The following is a 20,227-nucleotide window of genomic DNA, read 5'->3' as shown; positions in this document are numbered from 1 at the left end:
GAGTGAGGGAACCCCGGAGCGAAGCGCAGGGGCCGTATGAACGGAGCCAGCGGTTTTTGCCTTCTTTTGCCCGCGAGCAAAAGAAGGTCGCCGTAAAGGCGAAAAGGTGAGTTAGCGCCTCCATCGTGAATGGATATGCTCACGAATTTCAGGGCCAATACTCTGAAGGTCAAAGTCAAAGTCAAAGTCAAAGTCAAAGTCAAAGTCAAAGTCAAAGTCAAAGTCAAAGTCAAAGTCAAAACACAGTAGGTCTCTACAGTTATGTGTATATCCATTTGCGATAGCGACTCGCAGTCACCTTTCCGCCCTTACGGCGGGTCACTTTTTGTCAAACGCGACAAAAAGTAACCAAAAAACGCTGCGGGTATGACTCACCCACATGGGTTACAAATCAGTTCATGCACATAGGTAACAGTCTTTAACTGGCAGGGTCGGTTTTCGAGGATCTGACCATGCCTTGGCGAGAGCTGAAACCTATGGACCTGAAAATGCTTTTCATCGCGGATTACCTGCAGGGGGCACCCAGTTTCAGTGCCCTGTGCCAGGCCTACGAGATCAGCCGAAAGACCGGCTACAAATGGGTCGAGCGATATGAGAAAGAGGGGCCTTCGGGGCTGGAAGAACGCAGCCGCCGCCGGTTGACCCAGGACTGGGTTGTACCCGCTGCAGTTCGCGAAGCTATCATCGAACTGCGCAGTCGAGGCGAAACGGAACCGGGTCCGAAAAAGATCCAGGCGGCGCTGCAGGAGCGTTTCCCTGATCAGGCGCCGCCCTCGAAGACAGCGATCTACAACATCCTCAAGAAGGCCGAGTTGGTCAAACCACGCCGCTTACGTCAGCGGGTAGCGGTCTATCCCAAGCCCCTGGAGAAGGCAGAGTTGCCTAACCAACTGTTCAGTGCGGACTACAAAGGCCAATTTCTGACAGGTGCAGGCGTCTGGTGCTATCCGCTGACGATCATGGATCACGCCAGTCGCTTCCTGCTCGCCTGCCACAGCATGCCCAACACCAATCTTCTGGAAACGCAGGCCGTTTTCACCCAAGTGTTCCGGGAGAATGGCCTGCCTGAGCGGATTCGTACCGATAACGGTGTGCCGTTTGCCAGCAAGGGGCGTGCGGGACTTTCCCAGTTGTCGATCTGGTGGCTGCGTCTAGGCATCATTCCCGAGCGCATTGCGCCTGGTCGGCCTGAGCAAAATGGCCGCCACGAACGCATGCATCGAACGCTCAAGAGCACGCTGCCATCGCCGCCGGCAGTGGCCTGGGAGGCTCAACAATGGCACTTTGATCGCTTTCGGCAGCACTATAATCACGAGCGCTTGCATGAAGCGTTGAAGCAGAAAACACCGGCGTCTTGCTACCAACCCTCGCCACGCCCATTCCCTGAAAAACTCCCCGAGATGACCTATCCCAGCCATATCGAGAGCTTGCCAGCGGATAGCTGCGGCATCATCAACCGCCGTGGCTTGAGGATCTACGTAGGTTATGTGCTCAAGCACCAGACCATTGGCCTGGAGCAGGTCGGGGATGGCGTTTGGGATGTTATTTTCGGTCCCATCATTCTTGGCCGGGTCGATGTGCGGGATGCCACTGATGGTTATGTAACACTCAAGGTGTTGTCACCTATGTGAGTGAACTTTTGTGTAACCCATGTGGGTGACCCGTACATGCGCTCCATTCATACGGCCCTCCGCTACGCTCCGGGTCCCTTCGCTCCGGCGCCTTCCAGGCCCGCGCGGCCTACGACTTGCTGCGCAAGTCTACATCTCGCGCCTTCGGCTAACGCCGAAGGGTGCTGCGCACCTGGCCCTCCAGACGCCTGCGCTCAGCCTCCTGAAGTCGCGAAGTTACGGGCGGCGCCTGGACGGGCGCAGCTGTCGCTGGCGGGCTTGGTGGTTAATCATTCGATCGCAGAAGCAGAAGCAGAAGCGAGAAGGTCAAAGCGCGCCGTGTCGCGCCAGCGCCCACTCCACATGCTCACGCACCAGATCAGAAGGATCATCCCGCCGTGCATTCAGCGCCTCCAGCACCGGAATGGTCGACGGCGCATTGCCCAACCCCACTGCCAGGTTGCGCAGGAACCGCTCATACCCCGCCCGCCGCAACGGCGAACCCTCGGTGCGAGCGAGGAAGCGCGGCTCGTCCCACAGGAACAGCTCGGCCAGTTCGATGTTGTCCAGGCCACGCCGCGGCATGAAGTCGTCCTCGGTCGTGGTCTTGGCAAAGCGGTTCCACGGGCAGACGATCTGGCAGTCGTCGCAACCGAACACCCGGTTGCCGATCAGCGGCCGCAGTTCGACCGGGATGGCATGGCGCAACTCGATGGTCAGATAGGAGATGCAGCGCCGCGCGTCGAGCTGGTAGGGCCCGACGAAGGCCTGGGTCGGGCAGATGTCCAGGCACGCCTGGCAGCGCCCGCAATGATCGCTCCCCTGTATGCCATCAATCGGCAATGGCAGGTCGACGAACAGTTCGGCGAGGAAGAAGTAGCTGCCGGCCTTGCGGTTGAGCAGCAAGGTGTTCTTGCCGATCCAGCCCAGACCCGCTTCTTGCGCCAGGGCCTTCTCCAGCACCGGGGCACTGTCGACGAAGGCGCGGTAGCCGAACGGGCCGATGGCCTCTTGGATACGGTCAGCGAAGTGCTGCACGCGCTTGCGTACCAGCTTGTGGTAGTCGCGGCCCAGGGCGTAGCGCGAGATATAGGCCTTTTCCGGCTCCGCCAGGCGCTTGGCCATCTGCGTGTCGCCGGGCAGGTAGTCCATGCGCAGCGAGATCACCCGCAAGGTGCCGGGGATCAGTTCGGCCGGGCGCGAGCGCTTGTGGCCATGGTCGCCCATGTACTCCATTTCACCGTTGTAGCCCGCGGCGAGCCAACGCTGCAGGTGTTGTTCGTGCTCGCCAAGGTCGACCCCGGCGATGCCGACATGGGCAAAACCGAGTTCGAGGCCCCAATCCTTGATCGATTGGGCCAGTGTGGCGATGTCTGGAGTATTGGCGGGCATGGATGGATAAGGCATTACGGGCACAGGTGCGTATAATTCTGCCAGACATCGGAGCCTTTGACCCCATGCCTCAGACCAAACACCCCACAATGCCGCTCAGCAGCCTGACCTTGGCCAGGTTGCCGCCACGCGCCGCCGACGCCCACAAGGGCGATTTCGGCCATGTGCTGGTGGTGGGTGGCGACCTGGGCACCGGTGGCGCGGTCATGCTCAGCAGCGAGGCGGCGCTGCGTTGCGGCGCCGGCCTGATCAGTGTGGCCACCCGCCCCGAGCATGTCGGCGCCGGACTGGCCCGCCTGCCGGAGGTCATGTGGCTGGGCATAACCTCGGCCAATGAACTGATGGGCCCACTCGCAAGGGCCTCGGTCCTGGTGGTCGGCCCAGGCCTGGGACAGGCGTCCTGGGGGCGCAGCCTGTTGTCGGCGGTGAGTCATGTGCACGTGCCGCAGGTCTGGGACGCCGATGCGCTCAACTTGCTGGCGGGTGCGCCACTGGCGCTGCCCAGCGGCAGCATCCTGACGCCGCATCCAGGGGAGGCGGCGCGCCTGCTGGGCATCTCCACCGAGGCCGTGCAGGCTGATCGGCCTGGGGCAGCGCGCAAGCTGGCGCGCCGTCATGCCAGCGTCTGCGTGCTCAAGGGCGCGGGCACGCTGGTGGCCGACCCTGCCGGGCAGTTGGCGCTGTGCGGGCGTGGGCATCCTGCCATGGCCGGAGCAGGCCTGGGCGATGTGCTGACTGGCGTATTGGCGGCGCTGCTGGCCCAAGGGTTGGACGCGTGGCAGGCCGCGTGCCTGGGAGTATGGCTGCACGCCTGTGCCGGCGAGCGCCTGGGAATGAAAGGTAGAGGGCTGGCGGCCAGCGATCTGGCCCCGGTCATTAGAGCGTTATTGGAGGAGCATTCAGCGTGTCAGGTTTAACCCTGTTTCTGGCCGACGAGCCAGCCACCGTCGCCTTTGGCACGAAGCTGGCCGAAGTGACCGGCGGTCGTGGCGTGATTTTTCTAGAGGGCGACCTGGGGGCAGGCAAGACCACGCTGTCCCGTGGCCTGATTCGTGGCCTTGGTCACACCGGGCCGGTGAAAAGTCCAACCTTTACCGTCGTCGAGCCCTATGAAATCGGCGACATTCGCGCCTTCCACTTCGACCTATACCGCCTGGTCGACCCGGAAGAGCTCGAGTTCATGGGCATCCGTGACTATTTCGAGGGCGATCCGCTGTGCCTGTTCGAGTGGCCCGATAAAGGTGCGGGCGTTTTGCCAAAGCCCGACCTGACCATTACCATAAGCCCGCAAGCGGGCGGACGTTCGCTGAACCTGTCGCCGCAGGGGGCTCGCGGCGAATCCTGGTGTGCCGTTCTGGCCGAAGCATTCAAACAGTAAGTGGGGAAAGGTATGCGCATACGCGCACTGGTCGCCGTCTTTGGGCTGCTGCTGACCGCGGTGACCGTCGACGCCATGGCCGTCACTCAAGTCAAGAGCATGCGCCTGTGGCGCGCTCCGGACAACACGCGGCTGGTCTTCGACCTGTCCGGGCCTGTGCAGCACAGCGTCTTCACCCTGACCGCACCCGATCGCCTGGTGATCGACATCAATGGCGCCACATTGGGCGCGCCGCTGAACGTTTCCACCTCGAACACACCGATCACCAGCGTGCGTTCGGCCCAGCGCACACCTACCGACCTGCGCGTGGTGGTCGACCTGAAGAAGGCCGTCTCACCGAAAAGCTTCGTGCTGGCCCCCAATGCCCAGTACGGCAACCGCCTAGTGGTCGACCTGTACGATCAGGAAGCCGATGCCATCGCCGCCAGCAACCCGACGCCGCCGCCCACGCCGCAGCCGCCAGCCACCACGCCTGCGGTGCCGGTGACGCCAGCGCAACCCGCCATCAAGCTGCCGCCGGCACCCGCTGGCAAGCGTGACATTGTCGTCGCCATCGACGCCGGCCACGGCGGTGAAGACCCGGGCGCCTCGGGTTCGCGCGGCCAGCATGAAAAAGACATCGTGCTGGAGATCGCCAGGGAGCTGCAGCGCCAGATCAACACTGAAAAGGGTTATCGCGCCGAGCTGACCCGTACGGGCGACTATTTCATCCCGCTGCGCAAGCGCACCGAGATCGCTCGTAAGAAGGGCGCCGATCTGTTCGTCTCGATCCATGCCGATGCCGCGCCGTCCACGGCCGCCTTCGGTGCGTCGGTGTTCGCCCTGTCCGATCGTGGCGCGACCTCTGAGACCGCGCGCTGGCTGGCTGACACGGAAAACCGCTCCGACCTGATCGGCGGTGCCGGCAACGTCAGCCTCGATGACAAGGACCGCATGCTCGCCGGCGTGCTGCTCGACCTGTCGATGACCGCCACCCTCAGCTCCAGCCTCAATGTCGGGCAGAAGGTGCTGGGCAACATGGGCCGGGTGACGCCGCTGCACAAGCAGCGGGTGGAGCAGGCCGGGTTCATGGTGCTGAAGTCGCCGGACATTCCGTCGATCCTGGTTGAAACCGGGTTCATCTCCAACGCCAACGAAGCTTCGAAGCTGGCAACCAAGAGCCACCAGCAGGCGCTGGCGCGCTCGATCCACACTGGCGTGCGCCAGTTCTTCCAGCAAAACCCGCCGCCCGGCACCTACATTGCCTGGTTGCGCGACAGCGGCAAGATTGCCCAGGGGCCGCGTGACCACACGGTGCGCCCGGGCGAGACGCTGGCGATGATCGCCGTGCGCTACCAGGTCAGCGTCACGGCCCTGCGCAGCAGCAACAACCTGAAGACTGACGAGCTGAAGGTCGGCCAGCACCTCGACATCCCGGCCACCACCCTGGCGTCCCAGCAATGAGCGGCGGTTCGCGTATCCAGCTGCTCAGCCCGCGGCTGGCCAACCAGATTGCCGCTGGCGAAGTGGTCGAGCGGCCAGCCTCGGTAGCGAAGGAGCTGTTGGAAAACAGCCTGGACTCCGGCGCTCGGCGTATCGAGGTCGAAGTCGAGCAGGGCGGTGTGAAGCTGCTGCGTGTGCGTGACAATGGCGGCGGCATTGCGCCGGACGACCTGCCGCTGGCGCTGGCGCGCCACGCCACCAGCAAGATCCGCGAGCTGGAAGACCTCGAAGGCGTGCTCAGCCTGGGCTTTCGTGGTGAAGCCCTGGCCTCGATCAGCTCGGTGGCACGGCTCACCCTGACCTCGCGCACCGCCGACGCCGGCGAAGCCTGGCAGGTGGAAACCGAAGGCCGTGACATGACACCGCGCGTGCAGCCAGCCGCGCACCCGGTCGGCACCTCCGTCGAAGTGCGCGACCTGTTCTTCAACACGCCGGCCCGGCGCAAGTTCCTCAAGGCCGAGAAGACCGAATTCGATCACCTGCAGGAAGTGATCCGGCGCCTGGCGCTGGCGCGCTTCGACGTGGGCTTCCACCTGCGCCACAACGGCAAGACCATCTTCAGCCTGCACGAAGCCACCGACGAGATGGCCCGCGCTCGGCGTGTGGGGACCATCTGCGGGCCGGGCTTCCTCGAGCAGGCGCTGCCGATCGATGTCGAGCGCAATGGCCTGCGCCTGTGGGGCTGGGTTGGCCTGCCGACCTTCTCACGCAGCCAGGCCGACCTGCAGTACTTCTTCGTCAACGGCCGCGCCGTGCGCGACAAGCTGGTGGCCCACGCGGTGCGCCAGGCATACCGCGACGTGCTGTTCAACGGCCGACACCCGACCTTTGTGCTGTTCCTTGAGTGCGACCCGACCGGTGTCGACGTCAACGTGCACCCGACCAAGCACGAAGTGCGCTTCCGCGAAGGGCGGATGGTCCATGACTTCCTTTATGGCACCCTGCACCGTGCGCTGGCCGACGTGCGGCCGGAAGATCAGCTGGCGGCGCCTGCCGCTGCCAGTGAGATCGTCCGCCCCAGCGGGCAGCAGGTTGGCGAGTTCGGTCCGCAGGGTGAAATGCGCCTGGCTTCGCCTGTGCTGGAGCAGCCGCAGGCCGAGCCGCGTCAGTCGTTCACGCCGGGCAGTGGTGCTGGATCGGGTTACCAGTATCAATACACGCCGCGTCCATCGCAGCCGCTGCCGGTCGCCGAGACCCAGGCGGTGTACCGCGAGTTCTACGCGCCGTTGGACGGTACCGCGCCTGCTTCCCTGCCAGAGAGCCAAGGCGATATTCCGCCGCTGGGCTACGCCCTGGCCCAGCTCAAAGGCATCTACATCCTGGCCGAGAACGCCGTCGGCCTGGTGCTGGTGGACATGCACGCCGCCCACGAGCGCATCATGTATGAACGCCTCAAGGTGGCCATGGCCAGTGAAGGCCTGAGTGGCCAGCCGCTGCTGGTGCCCGAGTCGCTGGCGCTGAGCCAGCGCGAGGCGGACTGCGCCGAGGAGCACGCCCAGTGGTTCCAGCGCCTGGGCTTCGAGCTGCAGCGCCTGGGCCCGGAAACCGTGGCAATCCGCCAGATCCCGGCACTGCTCAAGCAAGCCGAGGCCAACCGCCTGGTGCAGGACGTGCTCGCCGATCTCATGGAGTACGGCACCAGCGACCGCATCCAGGCGCACCTGAACGAACTGCTCGGGACCATGGCCTGCCATGGCGCCGTGCGCGCCAACCGGCGCCTGGCCATCCCGGAAATGAATGCGCTGCTGCGCGACATGGAAAACACCGAGCGCAGCGGCCAATGCAACCATGGCCGGCCGACCTGGACCCAGATGGGCCTGGATGATCTGGACAAGCTGTTCCTGCGGGGGCGATGAAATGAGTGGCAAACCCCCGGCGATATTCCTCATGGGGCCGACCGCGGCCGGCAAGACCGACCTGGCCATCGAGTTGACCAAGGTGCTGCCGTGCGAGCTGATCAGCGTCGATTCGGCGCTGGTCTATCGCGGCATGGATATCGGTACCGCCAAACCCTCGAAAGAGATCCTGGCCGCCCACCCGCATCGTCTGATCGACATCCTCGACCCGGTCGAGAGCTACTCGGCCAAGCAGTTCTGCACCGACGCCCTCGACGCCATGGCCGAGATCACCGCGCGCGGCAAGATCCCGCTGCTGGTGGGCGGCACCATGCTTTATTACAAGGCGCTGGTCGAAGGCTTGGCCGACATGCCACCGGCCGACGCCGCCGTGCGTGCCGAGCTCGAAGCGCAGGCGAGTGCGCTGGGGCTGGGTGAACTGCATCGTCAATTGGCCGAGGTCGACCCTGAGTCGGCCGCGCGCATCCATCCGAATGACCCGCAGCGCCTGATCCGTGCGCTTGAGGTATACCGGGTAAGCGGCGAGAGCATGACCGCCCACCGCCAGCGTCAATTCGCGGAAAGTCGCGGCGCAGACGCAGGCGCGAACGGGCATTTGCCCTATACTGTCGCGAGTTTGGCGATTGCTCCTACAGATCGTCACATTTTGCATCAGCGAATTGCGCTACGATTTTCGCAGATGCTGGAACAGGGCTTCGTCGACGAGGTCCGATCGCTGCGTGCCAGAAGTGACTTGCATGCGGGGCTGCCGTCTATACGAGCAGTGGGCTATCGGCAGGTCTGGGACTATCTCGACGGTCATCTGACTGAGAATGAGATGCAAGAACGCGGTATCATTGCCACGCGCCAGCTGGCCAAGCGGCAGTTCACCTGGTTGCGCGGCTGGGACGGCGTGCACTGGCTGGATAGCCTGGCCTGCGACAATCTGTCCCGCACCTTGAAATACCTTGGGGCCGTCTCCATATTGAGCTGAGTCCCTGCTTATAGCCGTCTATTCTTACGAAAGGCGGCATGAATCATCGAATTTCTTGTTTTTCTACTATTGATCCTTACAGGAGTGCGGCATATGTCAAAAGGGCATTCGCTACAAGACCCTTACTTGAACACCTTGAGAAAAGAAAAAGTCCCGGTTTCGATCTATCTGGTCAACGGGATCAAGCTGCAGGGTCAGATTGAATCCTTCGACCAGTTCGTCGTGCTGCTGAAGAACACCGTCAGCCAGATGGTCTACAAGCACGCCATTTCGACCGTCGTACCTGCCCGTCCGGTTCGTCTGCCAAGCCCGTCCGATGCCGAGCACGGCGACAGCGAGCCAGGCAACGCTTGAAAAAAGTAGGAGCCTGCATTGTTCTTTGAGCGCCACGGTGGTGGTGAGCGAGCGTTGCTCGTTCACTTGGAAGGTCAGAACCCTGAGGCGCGCGAAGACCCGCAGGAGTTTCAGGAGCTGGCGCTGTCGGCCGGCGCCGATATCGTTTCGCTGGTAACAGTGGCGCGGCATCAGCCCACCGCCAAGTTTCTGATCGGCAGCGGCAAGGTCGAGGAGTTGCGCGACCTGGTCAAATCCGCCGAAGCCGACCTGGTGATTTTCAATCACACCCTCACGCCCAGCCAGGAACGCAACCTCGAACGCGTCTTCGAGTGTCGCGTGCTGGACCGCACCGGGCTGATTCTCGACATCTTCGCCCAGCGGGCGCGTACTCACGAAGGCAAGCTGCAGGTCGAACTGGCCCAGCTCGAGCACATGAGCACGCGGCTGGTGCGCGGCTGGACTCACCTTGAACGCCAGAAGGGTGGTATCGGCCTGCGCGGCCCGGGTGAAACCCAGCTTGAAACCGACCGCCGCCTGCTGCGGGTGCGCCTGCGCCAGATCAAGGCACGCCTTGAGAAGGTGCGCAGCCAGCGCGAACAGGCCCGTCGCGGGCGCAAGCGCGCGGACATCCCGTCGGTGTCGCTGGTGGGCTACACCAACGCCGGCAAATCGACCCTGTTCAATGCCCTGACCCAGTCCGAGGTGTATGCCGCGGACCAGCTGTTCGCCACCCTCGACCCCACGCTGCGCCGGCTCGAGCTGGCCGACCTGGGGCCGATCGTGCTGGCCGACACCGTGGGCTTCATCCGCCACCTGCCGCACAAGCTGGTCGAGGCATTTCGGGCTACGCTCGAAGAGTCGAGCAACTCCGACCTGCTGCTGCATGTGATCGATGCTCACGAGCCTGATCGTATGGAACAGATCGAGCAGGTACTGGCGGTGCTGGGGGAGATCGGGGCCGAGAGCTTGCCGATCCTCGAGGTCTATAACAAACTCGACCTGCTTGAAGATGTCGAGCCGCAGATCCAGCGCGATGCCGATGGCAAGCCGCAGCGGGTCTGGGTATCGGCGCGTGATGGACGTGGCCTGGAGCTGGTTGGCCAGGCAATCGCCGAGTTGCTGGGGGACGACCTGTATGTCGGAACCCTGTGCCTGGAGCAACGGTTTGCCCGCCTGCGCGCGCAATTCTTTGCCTTGGGCGCCGTGCAGAGTGAAGAGCATGATGAAGAAGGGCGCAGCTTGCTGAGCGTGCGACTGCCCAGGGTCGAGTTGAATCGCCTGGTCAGCCGCGAGGGCATGGAGCCGCAAGTGTTTGTCGAGCAACACACTTTGCAATAAATGCCCGTCGAGGTCGTCGGGCAGCGGTGACAGGCATTCTGTAGCATTGGACGGCGCGCCGTGGGCGCGTCTTTGCTTTATCAGATGGAGAGCGCTATGGCTTGGAACGAGCCGGGTGGCAACTCGAACAATCAGGATCCTTGGGGCGGTCGCCGTAACGGCGGCGGCGGTGGTGGCGACAAGAAAGGTCCACCGGATCTCGACGAGGCCTTCCGCAAGCTGCAGGACAGCCTGAACGGCATGTTCGGCAGTGGCAAGAAACGCAGCGGCGGTGACCGCAATATCGGCAAGGGTGGCGGCTTTGGCCTGCTGGGCGTTGGCCTGGCGGTGCTGGCGGCGATCTGGCTGTACAGCGCCGTGTACGTGGTGGACGAGCAGGAGCAGGCCGTGGTGCTGCGCTTCGGCAAGTATTACGAAACCGTCGGTCCCGGCCTGAATATCTATTTCCCGCCGATCGACCGCAAGTACATGGAAAACGTGACCCGCGAGCGGGCCTACACCAAGCAGGGCCAGATGCTCACCGAAGACGAGAACATCGTCGAGGTGCCGCTGACCGTGCAATACCGCATCAGCAACCTGCAGGACTTCGTGCTCAACGTCGACCAGCCGGAAGTCAGCCTGCAGCATGCCACCGACAGCGCCCTGCGCCACGTGGTGGGCTCCACCTCGATGGACCAGGTGCTGACCGAAGGCCGCGAGCAGATGGCCGTGGACATCCGCGAGCGCCTGCAGCGTTTCCTCGATACGTACCGCACCGGTATCACCGTCACCCAGGTGAACGTACAGAGTGCGGCCGCCCCGCGTGAAGTGCAGGAAGCCTTCGACGACGTGATCCGCGCCCGCGAAGACGAGCAGCGTGCCCGCAACCAGGCCGAATCCTACGCCAATGGCGTGGTGCCCGAAGCCCGTGGTCAGGCGCAACGCATCATCGAGGACGCCAACGGCTACCGCGACGAAGTCATCGCTCGCGCCAAGGGTGAGGCCGACCGCTTCACCAAGCTGGTCGCCGAGTACCGCAAGGCACCGGAGGTCACTCGCCAGCGTCTTTACCTGGAAACCATGCAGGAGGTCTACAGCAACTCCAGCAAGGTCCTGGTAACGGCCAAGGACGGGCAGAACAACCTGCTCTACTTGCCACTGGACAAGATGGTCGAAGGCAGCCGCAGCAGTGCAGCGCCGGTCAGCAGCGTATCGCCGTCGGTCAACGACGCCGCCGCGCGTAGCGCGCAAGACCTGCAACAACAACCGCCGCTGCGTTCCAGGGAGAGCCGCTGATGAGCAATAAATCGCTGTTCGCCCTGATCGGCGCCGTGGTGCTGGGCGTCGTCGCCTGGAACTGCTTCTACATCGTCTCGCAAACCGAGCGCGCGGTATTGCTGCAGTTCGGTCGCGTGGTCAAGGCCGATGTCCAGCCTGGCCTGCATGTGAAGGTCCCGTACGTGAACCAGGTGCGCAAGTTCGACGCCCGCCTGATGACCCTCGATGCCCCGACCCAGCGTTTCCTGACGCTGGAGAAGAAGGCGGTGATGGTCGACGCCTACGCCAAGTGGCGGGTCAAGGACGCCGAGCGCTTCTATACCGCGACCTCGGGCATGAAGCAGATCGCCGACGAGCGTCTGTCGCGCCGCCTGGAAAGCGGCCTGCGTGACCAGTTCGGTAAGCGCACCCTGCACGAAGTGGTTTCCGGTGAGCGTGACGCGCTGATGAGCGACATCACCGCCTCGCTGAACCGCATGGCCAGCAAGGAGCTGGGTATCGAAGTGGTCGACGTTCGCGTCAAGGCCATCGACCTGCCCAAGGAGGTCAACCGCAGCGTGTTCGACCGCATGAGCACCGAGCGTGAGCGTGAGGCCCGCGAGCACCGCGCCAAGGGTAACGAGCTGGCCGAAGGTATTCGTGCCGACGCCGACCGTCAGCGCCGTGTGCTGCTGGCCGAGGCGTATCGTGAAGCGGAAGAGACCCGCGGTGACGGCGATGCCCAGTCGGCTGCCATCTACGCTAAAGCCTACACGCAGGACGCTGACTTCTACGCGTTCTACCGTAGCCTGCAGGCCTACCGCGAAAGCTTCTCCAGCAAGAGCGACGTGCTGGTCCTGGATGCGAAGAACGAGTTCTTCCGCTACCTGGACAAGAGCAAGCCCTGACGCGAGGAGCGCCCCGCCCGGCTGCTAAAATGCCAGGCGGGGTGCATCCCGAGCGAAAAGGGGTGTATGATGAGTCAGCCGGGAAATTCCCGGCTTTTTTGCGTCTGTAAGGTTCATTGGCCCAAGAGCGGCCCCGGCGCAAGGTATTCGAGGGTGCTGGTAACGGTGGCTGCGCTGGGCTCGGTCCTGCCCGCTGCTGTCCGCCAGGATCCGTTTCACTCAAGGCTCGCCGCCAGGCAGGCCGCCCGGACCAAAGGGGAAATGGCGTAATGGCAACGGTAGACCGCTGGCTCTTGCCAGATGGCATCGAGGAAGTACTGCCACCTGAGGCTGCGCGCATCGAGATCGCGCGTCGGCAGGTGTTGGACCTGTTCCAGAGCTGGGGATACGAGCTGGTTGTCACACCCCATATCGAGTACCTGGAGTCGCTGCTCACCGGCGCCGGCCAGGACCTGGACCAGCGCACCTTCAAGGTCGTCGACCCGCAATCCGGGCGCCTGATGGGCTTCCGTGCCGACTTCACCCCGCAGGTCGCGCGTATCGACGCCCACACCCTGCGCCGCGAAGGCCCGAGCCGCCTGTGCTATGCCGGTAGCGTGCTGCACGCGCAACCGCGAGCCCTGTCCACTTCGCGTAGCCCGATCCAATTGGGCGCCGAGCTGTACGGCGATGCCAGCCCAACCAGCGATGTCGAAGTCATCAGCCTGATGCTCGCCACGTTGCAGCTGACCGATGTGCCGGATGTGCACATGGACCTCGGCCATGTCGGTATCTACCGCGGTCTGGCCCGTGCCGCCAACCTGTCCGGCGACGTGGAGCAGCAGTTGTTCGACGCCCTGCAGCGCAAGGCGGTCGACGAAGTGCAGACGCTCACCGCCGACCTGCCAAAGGACCTGGGCAACATGCTGCGCGCCCTGGTCGAGCTGTGCGGTGGCCGCGAAGTGCTGGCCGAGGCCCGCGTGCGCCTGGGCCGTGCCCCGGCCAGCGTGCTGGCGGCGCTGGACGACCTGCTGGCGATCGCCGATCGCCTGGCGTCGCGCTACCCGGACCTGCCGCTGTACTTCGACCTCGGCGAGCTGCGCGGCTATCACTATCACACCGGCGTGGTGTTCGCCGTGTTCGTTCCTGGCGAAGGTCAATCGATCGCCCAGGGCGGCCGCTACGACGACATCGGCGCTGATTTTGGCCGGGCACGCCCGGCCACCGGTTTCTCCACGGATTTGAAGACCCTGGTCACACTGGGGCGAGCGGAGGTCGTATTGCCTGCTGGCGGCATCTGGATGCCCGACAGCAGCGATGCGGCCCTCTGGCAGCATGTCTGCCAGTTGCGCAACGAGGGCCAGCGTGTGGTCCAGGCCCTGCCTGGCCAACCGCTGAGTGCTGCTCTCGAGGCGGATTGTGATCGGCAATTGATTCAGCAAGACGGGCGCTGGCAGGTTCTGCCGCTGACCCATTGAGATTCTTCGCCGGCAGTGGGCCGGCAACCAAGTTTGCGTGAATGAGGACAAGTGTTATGGGTAAGAATGTCGTCGTCCTGGGCACCCAGTGGGGTGATGAGGGCAAAGGCAAGATCGTCGATCTGCTGACCGAACATGCTGCCGCCGTAGTGCGCTACCAGGGTGGCCACAACGCGGGCCACACCCTGGTGATCAACGGTGAGAAGACCGTTCTGCACCTGATTCCTTCGGGCATCCTGCGTGAAGGCGTGCAGTGCCTGATCGGCAACGGCGTGGTCGTTGCACCGGACGCCTTGATGCGTGAAATCACCAAGCTGGAAGAGAAAGGCGTGCCGGTGCGCGAGCGCCTGCGCATCAGCCCGGCTGCTCCGCTGATCCTGTCGTACCACGTGGCCCTCGACCAGGCCCGTGAAAAAGCCCGTGGCGAAGCCAAGATCGGCACCACCGGCCGCGGCATCGGCCCAGCCTACGAAGACAAGGTTGCACGCCGCGGCCTGCGCGTCGGCGACCTGTTCCACCGCGAGCGTTTCGCCGCCAAGCTCGGTGAGCTGCTGGACTACCACAACTTCCAGCTGGTGAACTACTACAAAGAGCCGGCCATCGACTTCCAGCAGACCCTGGACGAGTGCATGGCCTACGCCGAGCAGCTCAAGCCGATGATGCTCGACGTCACCGCCGAACTGCACAACCTGCGCCGCGCCGGCAAGGACATCATGTTCGAAGGCGCCCAGGGATCGCTGCTGGACATCGACCACGGTACCTACCCGTACGTCACCAGCTCGAACACCACCGCTGGCGGCATTTCCACCGGTTCCGGCGTTGGCCCGATGTACCTGGATTACATCCTGGGCATCACCAAGGCCTACACCACTCGCGTCGGTTCCGGTCCGTTCCCGACCGAACTGTTCGACGAGACTGGCGCCACCCTGGCCAAGCGTGGCCACGAGTTCGGTTCGACCACCGGCCGTGCCCGTCGTTGCGGCTGGTTCGATGCCGTGATCCTGCGTCGCGCCATCGACGTCAACAGCATTTCGGGCATCTGCCTGACCAAGCTGGACGTACTGGACGGCCTGGAAACCATCAACATCTGCGTGGGCTACAAGAACGAGAACGGTGCCGTCATCGACGCGCCTTCCGATGCCGACAGCTACATCGGCCTGGAGCCGGTGTACGAGCAGATGCCAGGCTGGAGCGAGTCGACCCTGGGCGTGAAAACCCTGGAAGAGCTGCCAGAAGCCGCGCGCGCTTACATCAAGCGCATCGAGGAGTTGGTCGGCGCGCCGATCGACATCATCTCGACTGGCCCGGACCGCAACGAGACCATCGTGCTGCGTCATCCGTTCGCCTGATCAGCCACTTCGGTAGCTGATTGAACGCCGCGCTCCCGCAAGGGGGCGCGGCGTTTTCGTATGTGCCCTGTCCAGGTGGGGGCCATCCGCCGCGTTGCCTGCTTCGCCAGCAAGGCTGGCTCCTACCGGGTCGAAATGCATAAATGCCTCACCTTGTTACCTGGATTGGCGTTTATACCTGCTGCCTCAGGCACAACCCTTGCTGTAAGAAGATTCTGAAGATGCCATCAAAGCAATGGCGCCGGAAACACGAGGGTTACAACGTGTCTGCCATCCTTTCATTGTTACGAAGCCGCCTCTTGCGGCCTGTGTTTGTTGCGCTTGGTATCGCTCTTCTGGTGCAGGTGCTGGTTGCCGTTGCACTGACGCGGAGCACGGTCACGGCCCTGGAGGCCGATCTGGGCGAGCGGCTGGGTAATGACAGTCGCAAACTGGCCACCGAGCTTGAGCAAGCCGGGCAAGATGTGCGCGCCGGGCTCGACAGCTTGTCGGCCAGCACCCGTCAACGCCTGAGCGCCGGTCTTTCCGAGCGCCTGCAGAGCGAGCAGCAGCAACTGCGCGCGACGTTGGAGAAGAACCTGAAGGATTCGGCCAACGACATGGCCGAACTGCTTGCCTCCGTGGCGCCGCGTGCCATCTGGGACAACGATGTGCCGACGCTCTCGGACTTCGCTCGGCGCGCCCAGCGCAACCCCAATGTGCTGTTCGTGATCTACGACGACGCTCAGGGCCAGCACCTGACCCGTTACCTGAACCGGCAGAACCCGATCAACCAGGCGCTGATGGACAAGGGTCAGGGCGAGCGGGCGCTGGACAAGGTGCTGGACGCGGCGCGCAAGGATGCTTCGGTGTACTTCGTCGAAGCCTCGATCAGCCCCAACGGTGCCGAGATCGGCAAGGTGCTGATGGGCGTTTCCACGGCCGGTGTCGACCAGGAACTGAAGGCCCTCGACCAACGTTTCGCGGCACTGATCGCCAGTGGCGAGCAGCTGGTCGGCGACAGCCTGGTGGCCGCTGCCGCCGACAGCGGCAAGGCACTGCGGGCACGCCTGGAAACCGCGCAGAACAGCGCCACGGCAATGCAGGCCAACACTGCGCAGACCGTGCGTGATGCAGCCGGCGAGCTGCGCTGGCGCATCGGCCTGGGCCTGGTCCTGGTCGGGCTGGGTGTACTGCTGGTGGTGGCCGTGGTGCTGGGCCATCGGGTGGTGAGCAAGCTGCGCCTGCTGATCGCCGCCCTGAATGACCTGGCCGCCGGGGAGGGCGACTTGACCAAGCGCGTGAAGCTGGACAGCCGTGACGAGATCGGTGACATGGCCTCGGCGGTGAACCGCTTCGTCGACAAGCTGCAGCCTATTGTCCGTGAGGCCGGTGAAGTGGCGCAGCGCACCGGCGTGGAGATCGGCAGCATGGCTCAGCGCAATGCTGGGGCCGATGCTGCTGCGGCCTTGCAGCGTGATGAGGTGGCCGCCAGCCTGCGCGACCTGTCGAGCATGGCGGACGAAGCTCAGGCCGAGAGCCATGCGATGCAGGCCGCGCTGCAGCAGGTGGTGGACATCCGTCAGGCCACCGACGAGAACAGTCGCGCCTCCACTCAGTTGGCGCGCCTGATCGAGAACCTGGCGGGTGAGGTGGAAACCGGCTCGCAAGTGATCGAACGGTTGGCCAAGCAGAGCGAGCAGATCGAAGTCGTGCTGACGGTGATCCATGGTATCGCCGAACAGACCAACCTGCTGGCGCTCAATGCGGCCATCGAGGCGGCGCGGGCGGGTGAGACCGGGCGTGGGTTCGCCGTGGTGGCCGACGAGGTGCGGGCGCTGGCGAGCAAGACCCAGAGTTCGACCGGGGATATCCAGTCGCATATCGTCGCCTTGCAGCAGGGCGCCAAGGAGGCCGTGGCGACCATCAGCCAGGCCGGGCGCCAGGCCAGTGAAGGCTTGCTGGTGCTGCGCGACAACGAGCGGCGCCAGCAATCGGTGCAGGCGGCGGTGGAGCAGGTGCATGCGGCGATCGGCCTGGCCACTCGTGCAGCCGAGCAGCAGGCCCATGGCGCGCAGGCGGTGCGTGGGCGGGTGGAAACCATTCATGCCCAGGCCGAGCGTTCAGCCGAAGTGGTGATGCAGACCACGGCCAGCAGCAAGGTGCTGGATGACCTGGCGGCGCAGTTGCGGGCGAGCCTGGGGCAGTTCAGGGCCTGAGGTTCGCCGGCAAGCCGGCTCCTACACGAAACCCGTAGGAGCCGGCTTGCCGGCGAACAGGGGGCTCACGCCTTGTTCAGATACATCCGCGTGGTCAGCAGATATACGGGCAACCCCGACACCACGATCAGCAACGCCGCATAAGGCGCCGCCGCCGCGAACTCGACGTTGGCGGTATGCGCCCACACCTCGGTGGCCAGGGTGGTCATGCCGGTCGGGCTGAGCAGCAGGGTGGCGGTCAGCTCTTTCATCGCATCCAGGAACACCAGGGCAAAGGCCGCAGCCATCGCCGGGAAGATGATGGGCAAGGTGACCCGGCAGAACGCCGCGAAGCTGCTGGCGCCCAAGGTGCGAGCAGCCTCTTCCAGGGTCGGCGAGGCCTTGTTCAGCGCGGTGCGCACCGGTGACTGCGCCAACGGCAGGAACAGCAGGGCATAGGCCAGGATCAGCAACGCGGTGGTCTGGTACAGCGCCGGCACGTAGTGAAGGGCGAAGAACACCAGCGTCAGCGCGATTACCAGGCCGGGTAGGGCATGCAGCAGGTATGGCAGGCGTTCGGCCCAGATCGCCAGGCGGCCCTTGTAGCGCACCACCAGGAAGCTGATCGGCAGGGCCAGCAGCACGCAGAAACCGGCACCGCCCAGCGACACCGACAGCGAGGTCAGCAACGCTTTGCTGATCGCCGCCACCGGGAAGGCCGCCGACGAACCCACGCTCAGCCAATAGCCGAGCATGGCCAGTGGAATACCGCTGCCCAGCACTGCCAGCGCCAGGCAGAAGAGTTGCCCGAGTGGCATCCAGGCTCGCAGGCGTACCGGCTGCGCACGACGCGCCACGCCCTGGCCGATACGTACATGCCGTGCCTTGCCGCGTACCCGCAATTCCAGCCACAGCATCAACAGGCACAGCGCCAGCAGCACTGCCGAGAGCATGGCTGCGTTGGCGTTGCTGAACTCCAGCTCGAACTGCTGGTAGATCGCCGTGGTGAACGTCTGCAGCCCAAGGATCGACAGGGCGCCGAACTCCACCAGCATGTGCAGGGCGATCAACAGCGCGCCGCCGAGCATTGACGGCCATAGTAGCGGCAGGGTGATCTTGTGGAACACGCCCCAGCGGCTGCAGCCCAGGGTGCGCGCCGACTCCTCAAGCGAGGTGTCGAGGTTGCGTAGGGTGGCGGCCACCGGCAGGAACACCAGCGGGTACTTCGACAGTGCCATGACCAGGATTGCCCCGCCCAGCCCTTCGAAGTCCGAGCTCAGCGACACCCAGGTGAAACTGCTGATGAACGACGGCACGGCAAACGGCAGGCACAGCACCACGCCCCACAGTCGGCGCCCTGGTAGGTCGCTGCGCTCCAGCAGCCAGGCCAGGGCCACGCCCGCCAGCAGGCACAGCACGGTGACGCCGACCATCAGCAGCAGGGTGTTGCGCAGCAGCCCCCAGACGAAGGGGCGCCAGAGTAGGCGCAGGGCTTCGTGCCAGCCCGCTTCCCAGGCCTTGAGCCCGACGTAGAGCAACGGCAACAGGCTCATCGCCACCAGGAACAGCACGGGCAGTACCACCCAGATGGACGGGCGCCTGCGTTTCGGGACGAAGTGCGACAAGGTGGGCGAGGGCAGGGCGGCGGTCATCAGAGCAGGCCAACCTCACGTTCGAGCTCGATGGCTTCCTCGGCGTTGCCCAGGTCGGCCGGCGAGATCTTCGGCGGGCGCAGATCCTCGAACGGCTTCAGGCCGCGATCCGAAACCATGCCCTTGTGCAGTGGGTACTCGGCGGTGGTCTGGGTGATCACCCGCTGGCCTTCTTCGCTGGCCATCCAGTTGAGCAGGGCCTGGGCTTCTTTCGGGTGCTTGCTGGCCTTGACCACGGCGGCGCCGGAGATGGTCACCAGGTTGCCGGCATCGCCATCGGCCAGGTAATACAGCTTGGAGTCGAGCTTGCCGCGTTCGCGCTCCAGGGCATACCAGTAGTAGTTGTTGACCAGCACGGCGGCGACTTCACCTTTTTCCACGGCCTTCAGCGCAACCATGTTGTTGGTGTAGACCTTGCCGAAGGCTTTCAGGCCCGTCAGCCATTCTTCGGTGGCCTCGCGCCCGTGCATCTTGAGGATGGCCACGGCCTGTTCCTGGAAAGCGCCGCTGGTGGGGACGTAGCCGACGCGCCCTTCCCATTCAGGATTGGCGAAGTCCATCACGGTCGTCGGCAGGTCTTTCTCGTCGATCTTCTTCGGGTTGAACACCACGATGCGGGTGCGGGCGGTGATGCCCATCCAGGTGCCATTGGCGCCCACGTATTCCTTGGGCATCATGTTCGCGGTGGCATCGTCGATCTTCGCCAACAGGCCCAGCTCGCCCAGGTTGTTCAGGGGCGGGGATTCCTCGGTGTAGATGATGTCGGCCGGCGAGCGCTCGCCTTCCTCGATGATCTGGCTGGCCAGCTGGTTGCTGCTGCCCTTGCGGATATTGATATGGATGCCGGTCTTGGCCTCGTAGGCCTTGGCAATGGCGTCACCGATTTCCTTGTGCTGGCCGTTGTACATCGTCAACGTGACCGGTTCGTCTGCCAGGGCGGCCGGTGCGCCGATCACCAGGCTCAGGAGGGCAGCGGCCAGGGTGCGCATCAGCGGTTGCGGGCGGATCGTCATGCGGGTACTTCCTCGCTTACGGCTACATATTTGGAAACAATGGTAAACGAAATTGTTTCTCAAATGGGCG

General features: G+C 64.1%; 16 protein-coding genes and 2 pseudogenes. 14 read left to right on the top strand and 4 right to left on the bottom strand.

Annotation, left to right across the window (positions count from 1 at the left end; translation table 11 throughout):
* The first annotated feature begins 452 nt into the window (after positions 1-452).
* On the top strand, positions 453-1,631 hold the full coding sequence (locus PSEEN_RS22895) for an integrase core domain-containing protein (protein WP_011532562.1): 1,179 nt from the start codon (positions 453-455) through the stop codon (positions 1,629-1,631).
* Between the two features lie 306 nt (positions 1,632-1,937).
* Here the strand turns inward: PSEEN_RS22895 and queG are convergent, their stop codons facing one another.
* Complete coding sequence (gene queG, locus PSEEN_RS22890) at positions 1,938-3,002, bottom strand: tRNA epoxyqueuosine(34) reductase QueG (RefSeq protein ID WP_011535954.1); 1,065 nt, start codon at positions 3,000-3,002, stop codon at positions 1,938-1,940.
* A gap of 65 nt (positions 3,003-3,067) precedes the next feature.
* Here queG and PSEEN_RS22885 point away from each other — a divergent pair, with 65 nt between their 5' ends.
* From PSEEN_RS22885 to hflK, 8 genes and pseudogenes are all read left to right on the top strand, one after another.
* On the top strand, positions 3,068-3,919 hold the full coding sequence (locus PSEEN_RS22885) for an NAD(P)H-hydrate dehydratase (protein ID WP_011535953.1): 852 nt from the start codon (positions 3,068-3,070) through the stop codon (positions 3,917-3,919).
* A complete protein-coding gene (gene tsaE, locus PSEEN_RS22880; protein ID WP_011535952.1) occupies positions 3,907-4,380 on the top strand; it encodes a tRNA (adenosine(37)-N6)-threonylcarbamoyltransferase complex ATPase subunit type 1 TsaE in 474 nt (157 codons plus the stop codon). The genes PSEEN_RS22885 and tsaE overlap by 13 nt, the downstream gene beginning before the upstream one ends.
* Positions 4,381-4,392: 12 nt before the next feature.
* Positions 4,393-5,823, top strand: coding sequence for an N-acetylmuramoyl-L-alanine amidase (locus tag PSEEN_RS22875; protein ID WP_011535951.1), 1,431 nt, complete (start codon positions 4,393-4,395; stop codon positions 5,821-5,823).
* Positions 5,820-7,718, top strand: a complete 1,899-nt coding sequence (gene mutL / locus PSEEN_RS22870; RefSeq protein ID WP_011535950.1) for a DNA mismatch repair endonuclease MutL — start codon at positions 5,820-5,822, stop codon at positions 7,716-7,718. Before PSEEN_RS22875 ends, mutL begins: the two co-directional genes overlap by 4 nt.
* A gap of 1 nt (position 7,719) precedes the next feature.
* On the top strand, positions 7,720-8,691 hold the full coding sequence (gene miaA, locus PSEEN_RS22865; protein WP_011535949.1) for a tRNA (adenosine(37)-N6)-dimethylallyltransferase MiaA: 972 nt from the start codon (positions 7,720-7,722) through the stop codon (positions 8,689-8,691).
* A gap of 93 nt (positions 8,692-8,784) precedes the next feature.
* Positions 8,785-9,045 (top strand): RNA chaperone Hfq, encoded by a 261-nt coding sequence (gene hfq / locus PSEEN_RS22860; protein WP_011535948.1) that lies wholly within the window; start codon positions 8,785-8,787, stop codon positions 9,043-9,045.
* An 18-nt stretch (positions 9,046-9,063) separates the two neighbouring features.
* A complete protein-coding gene (hflX, locus tag PSEEN_RS22855) occupies positions 9,064-10,365 on the top strand; it encodes a ribosome rescue GTPase HflX (RefSeq protein WP_011535947.1) in 1,302 nt (433 codons plus the stop codon).
* Positions 10,366-10,461: 96 nt separating this feature from the next.
* Positions 10,462-11,523: pseudogene (hflK, locus tag PSEEN_RS22850) on the top strand (FtsH protease activity modulator HflK); the annotation flags it as partial.
* 43 nt (positions 11,524-11,566) lie between these two features.
* Here hflK and mprA read toward each other — a convergent pair.
* Positions 11,567-11,647, bottom strand: a complete 81-nt coding sequence (mprA, locus tag PSEEN_RS27420) for an MprA protease, GlyGly-CTERM protein-sorting domain-containing form (protein WP_353620507.1) — start codon at positions 11,645-11,647, stop codon at positions 11,567-11,569.
* Here mprA and hflC point away from each other — a divergent pair.
* The 5 genes and pseudogenes from hflC to PSEEN_RS27410 all read left to right on the top strand — a co-directional run bounded on the left by hflC (position 11,640) and on the right by PSEEN_RS27410 (position 17,513).
* Entirely contained in the window at positions 11,640-12,509 is an 870-nt protein-coding gene (gene hflC / locus PSEEN_RS22845) for a protease modulator HflC (protein WP_011535945.1), read from the top strand. The two genes, mprA and hflC, sit on opposite strands and share 8 nt — an antisense overlap.
* A 269-nt stretch (positions 12,510-12,778) precedes the next feature.
* The gene (locus PSEEN_RS22840; RefSeq protein ID WP_011535944.1) at positions 12,779-13,966 is read left to right on the top strand and encodes an ATP phosphoribosyltransferase regulatory subunit; all 1,188 of its coding nucleotides are present in this window, start codon (positions 12,779-12,781) and stop codon (positions 13,964-13,966) included.
* A gap of 56 nt (positions 13,967-14,022) precedes the next feature.
* The gene (locus tag PSEEN_RS22835; protein ID WP_011535943.1) at positions 14,023-15,315 is read left to right on the top strand and encodes an adenylosuccinate synthase; all 1,293 of its coding nucleotides are present in this window, start codon (positions 14,023-14,025) and stop codon (positions 15,313-15,315) included.
* Positions 15,316-15,458: 143 nt separating this feature from the next.
* Positions 15,459-16,607: pseudogene (locus PSEEN_RS27415) on the top strand (methyl-accepting chemotaxis protein); the annotation flags it as partial.
* Between the two features lie 21 nt (positions 16,608-16,628).
* Positions 16,629-17,513, top strand: coding sequence for a methyl-accepting chemotaxis protein (locus PSEEN_RS27410; RefSeq protein ID WP_420806631.1), 885 nt, complete (start codon positions 16,629-16,631; stop codon positions 17,511-17,513).
* A 65-nt stretch (positions 17,514-17,578) separates the two neighbouring features.
* Here PSEEN_RS27410 and PSEEN_RS22825 read toward each other — a convergent pair whose 3' ends face one another.
* Both PSEEN_RS22825 and PSEEN_RS22820 read right to left on the bottom strand, forming a co-directional pair.
* On the bottom strand, positions 17,579-19,144 hold the full coding sequence (locus PSEEN_RS22825) for an ABC transporter permease (RefSeq protein ID WP_011535941.1): 1,566 nt from the start codon (positions 19,142-19,144) through the stop codon (positions 17,579-17,581).
* On the bottom strand, positions 19,144-20,157 hold the full coding sequence (locus PSEEN_RS22820) for an extracellular solute-binding protein (protein WP_011535940.1): 1,014 nt from the start codon (positions 20,155-20,157) through the stop codon (positions 19,144-19,146). The genes PSEEN_RS22825 and PSEEN_RS22820 overlap by 1 nt, the downstream gene beginning before the upstream one ends.
* Between the last annotated feature and the right edge of the window lie 70 nt (positions 20,158-20,227).

Origin of the sequence: Pseudomonas entomophila L48 (genome assembly GCF_000026105.1) — a bacterium.
In the GTDB taxonomy this organism is placed as follows: Bacteria; Pseudomonadota; Gammaproteobacteria; order Pseudomonadales; family Pseudomonadaceae; genus Aquipseudomonas; species Aquipseudomonas entomophila.
The sequence above is the reverse complement of the archived record's forward strand: the minus strand, read 5'-3'. Positions and strand labels throughout refer to the sequence as shown.

What these genes read in the sequence shown, in the direction of transcription:
- PSEEN_RS22875 (WP_011535951.1), top strand. Translation starts at nt 4,393, where the DNA reads ATGCGCATACGCGCACTGGTCGCCGTCTTTGGGCTGCTGCTGACCGCG.
- hfq (WP_011535948.1), top strand. Translation starts at nt 8,785, where the DNA reads ATGTCAAAAGGGCATTCGCTACAAGACCCTTACTTGAACACCTTGAGA.
- PSEEN_RS22885 (WP_011535953.1), top strand. Translation starts at nt 3,068, where the DNA reads ATGCCTCAGACCAAACACCCCACAATGCCGCTCAGCAGCCTGACCTTG.
- PSEEN_RS22820 (WP_011535940.1), bottom strand. Translation starts at nt 20,157, where the DNA reads ATGACGATCCGCCCGCAACCGCTGATGCGCACCCTGGCCGCTGCCCTC.
- PSEEN_RS22825 (WP_011535941.1), bottom strand. Translation starts at nt 19,144, where the DNA reads ATGACCGCCGCCCTGCCCTCGCCCACCTTGTCGCACTTCGTCCCGAAA.
- PSEEN_RS27410 (WP_420806631.1), top strand. Translation starts at nt 16,629, where the DNA reads ATGGCCTCGGCGGTGAACCGCTTCGTCGACAAGCTGCAGCCTATTGTC.
- miaA (WP_011535949.1), top strand. Translation starts at nt 7,720, where the DNA reads ATGAGTGGCAAACCCCCGGCGATATTCCTCATGGGGCCGACCGCGGCC.
- hflC (WP_011535945.1), top strand. Translation starts at nt 11,640, where the DNA reads ATGAGCAATAAATCGCTGTTCGCCCTGATCGGCGCCGTGGTGCTGGGC.
- PSEEN_RS22895 (WP_011532562.1), top strand. Translation starts at nt 453, where the DNA reads ATGCCTTGGCGAGAGCTGAAACCTATGGACCTGAAAATGCTTTTCATC.
- PSEEN_RS22840 (WP_011535944.1), top strand. Translation starts at nt 12,779, where the DNA reads ATGGCAACGGTAGACCGCTGGCTCTTGCCAGATGGCATCGAGGAAGTA.
- queG (WP_011535954.1), bottom strand. Translation starts at nt 3,002, where the DNA reads ATGCCCGCCAATACTCCAGACATCGCCACACTGGCCCAATCGATCAAG.
- PSEEN_RS22835 (WP_011535943.1), top strand. Translation starts at nt 14,023, where the DNA reads ATGGGTAAGAATGTCGTCGTCCTGGGCACCCAGTGGGGTGATGAGGGC.
- mutL (WP_011535950.1), top strand. Translation starts at nt 5,820, where the DNA reads ATGAGCGGCGGTTCGCGTATCCAGCTGCTCAGCCCGCGGCTGGCCAAC.